The 7,168-nt window shown below is 41.8% G+C and carries 5 protein-coding genes; all 5 read left to right on the plus strand.

Translation table 11 applies throughout. From position 1 onward, the window contains the following. The first annotated feature begins 335 nt into the window (after nucleotides 1–335). The 5 genes from L2764_RS24975 (at nucleotide 336) to L2764_RS24995 (ending at nucleotide 7,087) form a co-directional block, all read left to right on the plus strand. Entirely contained in the window at nucleotides 336–530 is a 195-nt protein-coding gene (locus L2764_RS24975) for a hypothetical protein (protein ID WP_248943073.1), read from the plus strand. Nucleotides 531–2,163: 1,633 nt separating this feature from the next. Next, nucleotides 2,164–2,403: an HTH-like domain-containing protein gene (locus L2764_RS24980; RefSeq protein ID WP_248943074.1), complete on the plus strand. Its 240-nt coding sequence runs from the start codon at nucleotides 2,164–2,166 to the stop codon at nucleotides 2,401–2,403. A 69-nt stretch (nucleotides 2,404–2,472) separates the two neighbouring features. Beyond that, complete coding sequence (locus L2764_RS24985) at nucleotides 2,473–5,133, plus strand: TrlF family AAA-like ATPase (RefSeq protein ID WP_248943075.1); 2,661 nt, start codon at nucleotides 2,473–2,475, stop codon at nucleotides 5,131–5,133. Nucleotides 5,134–5,159: 26 nt separating this feature from the next. After that, on the plus strand, nucleotides 5,160–6,380 hold the full coding sequence (locus L2764_RS24990) for an RNA/DNA-binding domain-containing protein (protein WP_248943076.1): 1,221 nt from the start codon (nucleotides 5,160–5,162) through the stop codon (nucleotides 6,378–6,380). Between the two features lie 371 nt (nucleotides 6,381–6,751). After that, complete coding sequence (locus L2764_RS24995) at nucleotides 6,752–7,087, plus strand: DUF2971 domain-containing protein (protein WP_248943077.1); 336 nt, start codon at nucleotides 6,752–6,754, stop codon at nucleotides 7,085–7,087. Nucleotides 7,088–7,168: the final 81 nt, after the last annotated feature.

A 7,168-nucleotide genomic window follows, 5' to 3' on the forward strand; every position in this document is an offset into this window, starting at 1 on the left:
GATTACATCGAACATTGCTTGGAACAGCTATCTCCCCCCAACTGTGATCTCAATAGTCTCTTACCTTGGCATGTTAATCTAAGCAAGGCGTAGTTCGCCGGACGCTCACTTTGTTTCCTGTGTTTGACGTAGATTAAGTCATTTTACCCAGTTGCACTTATGCCACGATTTATAATCGCTCTTATTGTTTTCATTCCCGCTATAAAGTATTTTTTGACCGTGTTGCTCTCAATGCACTCGCAAACATCAGGACGTTAAACACTACTGACAGGTTCTGACATTGTGATTCTGTATGCTTATCGTTTAAATAAGTACATTAAACAAGGAAAGCCTACATGAAAAATGTCATTGAAATAGTGAGTTTTAAAGTCTTACCGGGTACAACAGAAGCGGATTTAGTGGTGGCGACGCAACAAAGCCAAGTCTTTATTGCTAAGCTTGAGGGCTTTGAGTATCGCTCGTTAAGTTATCATATTGATACTCAAACTTGGACCGATGTGATTTATTGGGATTCTATGGAGCCTTGTTAAACAAGGCTGCGAGCAGTTTAAAAGCAATCCCGCTTGCCAAGTTTTTATGGGCTTGATCGACCTGGATTCAATAAGCATTGAGCATCAAATGATAAAAATGTCTGATCTAGCGGTGAAGTATCGCTAATATCCAATATCGATTATTATGATTTACCTGCATGGAGACTAAGGTGGTGGGGGTTCTATTTTGCGCTTTAAGCTTCGCTTAATGGACGATCGTGAGTTCCCACTCACACGGGACTAGGAGGACTGCTCGTCCTAACAACGTATATGTTTAAAGGCCAGTTCGCCTAGCATATACAAGATAGCTGTCTCTCGCTCAGAGAGGTTACCTTTATGACCTTCAACAACTTCCATGTTTAAAGGCCAGTTCGCCTAGCATATACAAGATAGATGTCTCTCGCTCAGAGAGGTTACCTTTATGACCTTCAACAACTTCCATGTTTAAATGCCAGTTCGATATCCCTATCTCTCGTTCAAAGAGGCCAATATTATGGCCTTCGCCCTCCAGCGCCACCATAACGTCCAACGGAGCGATGAATATTCACCTGCGGTGAGGCTAAGGTCGTGGATTCCCACTCACACTGAGATTAGGAGGACTGCTCGTCCTTATCCTCCTAATAACCTCCATAACGCCCAGACGGAGTAGAAGCACTTCAATTTTCGATGGACAAAAATAGCTATCGCCTCATATTCGCCGTCCTTGGTTCAACTAAGGCTATTTTCGACATCCTGTCTCAATCACAATATTTTTTATCGAAAAGTTAAAGTTACTCCGATGGGGATCTTAAAAGCCAAAGCAGGGTGTTGCTTTGGTTTGGGTTTATTTGTCTATTACATCTCTTTGTTTATATTGATTGCTGCCGCCTGTTTTTTTGTATAGAAAGGTCGTGGATTCCCATCCACACTGGGGCAAGAAGGACTGCTCGTCCTATCCTCCTTGAATCCACCATGACGCCCCGACGAAGTTAAGCACCTCTATATTATATTAAAGTCATCGTTATCGCCTCATATTCGTCGTCCTGACTCAACTAAGGCTATTTCGGGATCCCTCCCTCAATCACACGATGACTGATAAAATATCTTCGGCAACTTCGATAGGGAGCTAAAAGCGAAAAGCAGGTTGTTGCTTTGGTTTGGGTTATATTGCTTGTTACATCTCTTTGTTTATATTAATTGTTACCGTAGGTTAAAGTACACACAAATGCAGTGATAACATGGTTGTTAAGGAGCTGTCATACCTCAATCAATATAATCTTGATTGAGTATACTGGTTAGGTGGATTGGTCAGGATGTAATCTGTCACTCTTCAATTTAAGAATTTGACTGATTGATCTAACTAATTAATGCCCCAAACCAAGTTACATATTTTACTTGGAACATATCTGGGGGCATAGTATTTGACCTATATTTTGTAATGCATTAACTATCGATAGTGTTAAAAGGTTACCAAGGTTTTATTCTGATACATCAGTATCGATTCAAGGTAATTGAGCAACTGCTGTTAAAGAAAGCACGATTCAGGTTGAGCTGGACAATTTACCTATCCCTTCACGCAAATTAACCTTGTAGAGTTCGTGAATACTATATAAATTAGCTAAATTATATAAATGCATTGGTCGTAAAGATTACAATGAACGAAAACAAGATATATGAGCGAATCAAACTGGTTTTGGCTGATGCCCCTCGCAATCAGTACACCGCTGAGCTGCATCTACAAATGATCAAATATGCCGATGAGCTGAAGAACATTACCGCAAAAGATTTCTGCGAGGGAGTTGGGCTTCGTCATAGCTTTGGTACTGAGTTCAGCAAAATGCGTAACCTAACCCAGCGCTTGAAAGCCGCAGGACTCAATACAGATCTGCTCTAACAGAACATTGAAGACAAAATTTGACTGGAATAACACTTTTGGTTGAATCTACAAAAGGGGTGATTGAGAATGACTAATCAGAATAACAAATACACCAAAGCACGCTTTTTTAAATGCGCTTTACAAGTCAACGCCTCTGGTTATATTAAATATCGTGGCCAACAACAGACGCTTACTGAAGATGACTACAACCAACAATTGCTAAATACCGCTTTGGAGGCGGGTGTTGAAGTGATTGGTATGGCCGATCATGGTTCGATTAACGGCTTCGAGAAGATCAGAGATTTATTTAATCAACATAACATTGTGGTATTCCCGGGTTTCGAAGTAGCGTCCAGTGAAAAGATTCACTTTGTTTGTCTGTTCGAGGAATCGACATTTAGCGATTTGATAAAAATGCATCTGGGGGCTTTGGGGGTCGATATTCACCATCCTGAAGCGCCGGTACAGAAGTCTGCACTGGATATCATTAATTATGTGAATGACAAGGATGGTTTTATATTTGCTGCCCATAGCACTAATGATGATGGAGTGCTAAAGCGCAGGATGAATCATGTCTGGCAACAGAATGGATTATTAGCTGCACAGATTCCGGGTAGTGTTGAGGATTTAAGACATGCCCAAGATGTACTCTATTATAGGGCGTTTAAAAATCGGGATGAGGCTTATCACCGTGAACGAGAAATGGCCGCTATCAACGCTGCGGATATTGCAAAACCAGAAGATATAAAAAATGAAGATGCTTCGTGCTTAATCAAGATGACCAAGCCCTGCTTTGCCTCATTCAAGCAAGCCTTTTTAGATTCAGGTTCGCGAGTTAGGTTAAATTCTGACAAGCCGCAAAACTATGCCTCCGCAATTGAGCGGGTGCGTTTTATTGGGGGCTATCTTGATGGTGTCGATATCGAATTTTCTGAGCATCTGAATGCCGTAATCGGTGGCCGCGGTACGGGAAAATCTACGCTGCTTGAATGCATTCGTTTTGCGTTTGACTTGCAGCCGTTTGGCAAAGCGGCACAAGCACAGCATGACGCCATCTTAAAAAATAATCTCGGCAATGAAAAAGGCATGGTTGAAGTGAAGGTGCGCTCTGCCGCTATGCATGGCCGACATTTTACCATTAGCCGAAAATATGGCAATCAGCCTGCTGTGGTTGATGAAAACGACAGTATCTCGCCCTATCATCCAAAGGATTTACTGCCGGGTATCGAGTTGTATGGTCAGAACGAAATCTATGAGATGACCCGTGATGAGCAAAGCCGAAACCAGCTAATTAAACGTTTTTTAGAAGGTGAACACGAGCGGTTTGATGCGGCCATAGCCAAGGTATTGGTAAGGCTTAAGGATAATCGTGAGTCAATTAAGAGTGCGCTTAGTCAGAAGGCAGATATAGAAGAAGAAGTTGAGCGCCTACCTAAATTACAGGAACAAGCTAAACAGTTTCAAGCGTTAGGTATCCATGAAAAACTAGAAATCATTCCAAAACTGGAGAAAGAAAAACAGCTTAACGGACGCACTAATGAAGAAGTAGAAAGGGTTAAGGAGGCGCTTGATACGCTTAAGGACAGTTTGCCAGATATTGTTTTTTTAAGTGATGCCAGCCTGGAGGGATTACCACATGCAGACCTTTTAAAGCAACAGCGTGAAATATTGGAAAGTTTACTGACCTCGCTCACCCAGACCTTAGTACCGCTCGAACAGCTTGTCAGTAAAACCTCCGCAGAACTGTTGCATTTCCAACAACAGTTAATTGAGAAGATAAATTCGGAAGAACAACAGCTGGAAAATGCCTTTAAAGACATACCCGCAAGCCAAGGCAAAACAGGTCGGAAAATTGGTGCTGAATACCAAAGTTTGCTAAAGAAAATAGAGCAGATTAGGCCAAAGAAAGCAGCATTACAAAGCAGAGAGGCACAGCTCAACGAGCTTTACAGCCAGCGAAAGAAATTACTACTGGAGCTGGATCAGCAAACCAGTGCCCGTGCCAGCGCCATGCAAAAGTCAGTGAAGAGCCTTACTCGAAAGTTGGAGCAGAAGGTTCGCTTGAGTTTGAATTCAGAAGGAAATCGTCAGGTTTTGGTGGATGCTCTAAGTAACTGCAATTTAGAGGGGGTTGGGGTTAAGCGATTAGCTTGGGTAATAGACGGGGAATTTTCACCGGCTAATCTTGCGGCGACCATACGGCAGGGTGCAGCAGAGTTAACCATTAGTTTTGGTATTTCGGACACGGTAGTAAGAGCGTTATGCCGTTTGCCTGAGCATAAACTTCTTATGCTAGAAGAACTGGTCATTCCTGATACGATGGCCATAGAGCTCAATGTGACTCATGGGGAACAAGATGCTGTATTCCGCTCCATCGAAGACTTATCGACAGGTCAGCAATGTACGGCTGTTCTGCACCTGCTCCTATTAGATAATCAAGACCCGCTTATCCTAGATCAGCCAGAAGATAATCTAGATAACGCCTTTATTGCAGAACGTATCGTAGCTGAATTGCGCAGGGCTAAGCTAAATCGCCAATTCTTGTTCGCAACCCATAACGCCAATATTCCGGTATTTGGTGATGCAGAGTGGATTGGAGTACTCAGTGTTGAAGACAATAAAGGACTAATTAAGCCAGAACAACAAGGTGCGATTGATATGCCGGAAGTGCAAAAATTAGCCGCTGATATTTTGGAAGGTGGTAAGAGTGCGTTTAATCAACGCCGGGAAAAATACGGCTTTAATTAAGCACTTTTGAACCTTGGGAGAAAGAGATGTTAAAAATAGAATTATTAGAGATTGTTGCGAATCGTGAAAACTCCGGTGTGGAGTTTAAGCGCGATGATATTCGCACTGAGCAGTTGGCAAAAGAAGTCGTAGCCATGGCCAACTTTCAGGGAGGGCGAGTGCTACTAGGTGTAGAGGACGACGGGACAATCAGCGGTATTCAACGAGCAAGGCTTGAAGAATGGGTCATGGATGTTTTTCAAAGCAAGATTCACCCTATGATTTTACCATTCTACGAAGAGGTGAAGCTTGATGATGGAAAATCAGTTGCGGTAGTCAGCTTCCCAATGGGGATTTCCAAGCCCTATGTGGTTCGTGATCGCAATCGAGAAGAGGTTTATATACGTGTAGGCTCGACGTCGAGATTGGCTACCAGAGAGCAGCAGATGCGATTGTTTGAATTGGGTGGCATGTTGCATACTGAAGTAATGCCAGTGCCCCGCACTGATGTAAGTCATCTGGATCAAGCACGTTTAACTAACTATATAGAAGACATATTACGTGATCCTGATGTGCCTAAAACATCAGAGGAATGGCAGACAAGACTACTAGGGTTAAGCTTTTTAACCGAAGCGGCAGGTAACGTGTGTTGTACGATCGCCGGTTTGGTGTTATTTGGTAAAAGCCCAAGACGTCATCTTAAACAAGCTGGTTTACGAGTCATGGTATTTAACGGTGAGGAGAAAGAATACCAAGCCACATTGGATGACATTATTGACGGGCCAATGGTTGGACGATGGGATACCAAACATGGTGAGAAACAATTAGTTGATGGCGGAATCATTGAGCGATTTATGGATGCAATGCGGCCTTTTATTTCTCAAGAAGCAGATCAGATAGATGAAGGATTGAGGCGAGAGACTAAATTGTTCTACCCTCTTGAGGCCGTTCGAGAAGCATTAATAAACGCCCTTGCGCATCGTGATTGGACGCGTTTTGTTGAAATTGAGGTGGCCAGTTATTCCAATCGTCTTGAATTTATTAGTCCCGGTGCATTGCCAAACTCGATGACGGTAGAAAAAATGAAAGCTGGACAGCGTTCACCTAGGAACACAATTGTAATGGAAGTGCTTCGGGATTATAGCTATGTCGATTTTCGGGGAATGGGGGTCAGAACAAAAATTGTTCCGCTGACGAAAGCGTTAACAGGTAAGGATCCTGAGTTTGACTTAACAGATGATCATTTGAAAACAGTTTTATATCGATAACCCTGATTGCATACTTTTAGCCTCTGTTGTACTTGAACAGACCAAAGAGCAAATATTTTGTAATTGGAACATAGTAGCTTTACTAGAAACTACTTAGGAATTAGTGAGTGTCCAAAAACTTAGAATAGCTTATAAAAGAAGGTGATAATAAAAAACATATATTTGGATTAATCGCTCATGATAACGCTAATGAGCGTTATCCAAATTGAATAGGGAAAAGTATGGCCAGTTTGTATCATTACACCTCAGGAGATTCTCTCTTGGGTATGCTTAAGTCTTAATCATTTTGGGCTACAGGTGTTCGTTTTTCAAACGATTCTGAAGGATTAAATCGTGGCCTTGAGATATTCGAGCGTTTCTCTGAAGAACTTGTGAAGGATATGCAGGCTGATTTAGAGCATTTAATTGAATTACAAAAAATATTCGTAGGAAATATCCGACGGAATGCCGACTTAACAATTATCAACTCAGTTTCATTTTCTTCAGCGCCAGATAATTTACGCCAATGGATGGCTTATTGTAATTCAGGCATTGGTTACTGCATAGAGTTTGACCAAGATCTGTTGATTTTAGCATATCTATCTGATTTTAAACATTGTTTGGGACTTACCCCAGTTGAATATATCAATAAGGACTTAAGTTTTTATCAATCAAACTCATTAATAAAATTCAAGGACTTACTAGGGGGCGTTGACAATTGGCCATGATTAGCTGATTAAGATACAATTTTTCTCTTTGAAATTCATATGTCTCGTAAAATGATTAGCGATAAGCAGTGGCGACGAATT

Origin of the sequence: Shewanella surugensis (assembly GCF_023284005.1) — a bacterium.
Lineage (GTDB): Bacteria > Pseudomonadota > Gammaproteobacteria > Enterobacterales > Shewanellaceae > Shewanella > Shewanella surugensis.

Excerpts from the sequence above, each read along its gene's own strand:
- L2764_RS24990 (WP_248943076.1), top strand. The coding sequence starts at position 5,160 with ATGTTAAAAATAGAATTATTAGAGATTGTTGCGAATCGTGAAAACTCC.
- L2764_RS24980 (WP_248943074.1), top strand. The coding sequence starts at position 2,164 with ATGAACGAAAACAAGATATATGAGCGAATCAAACTGGTTTTGGCTGAT.
- L2764_RS24975 (WP_248943073.1), top strand. The coding sequence starts at position 336 with ATGAAAAATGTCATTGAAATAGTGAGTTTTAAAGTCTTACCGGGTACA.
- L2764_RS24985 (WP_248943075.1), top strand. The coding sequence starts at position 2,473 with ATGACTAATCAGAATAACAAATACACCAAAGCACGCTTTTTTAAATGC.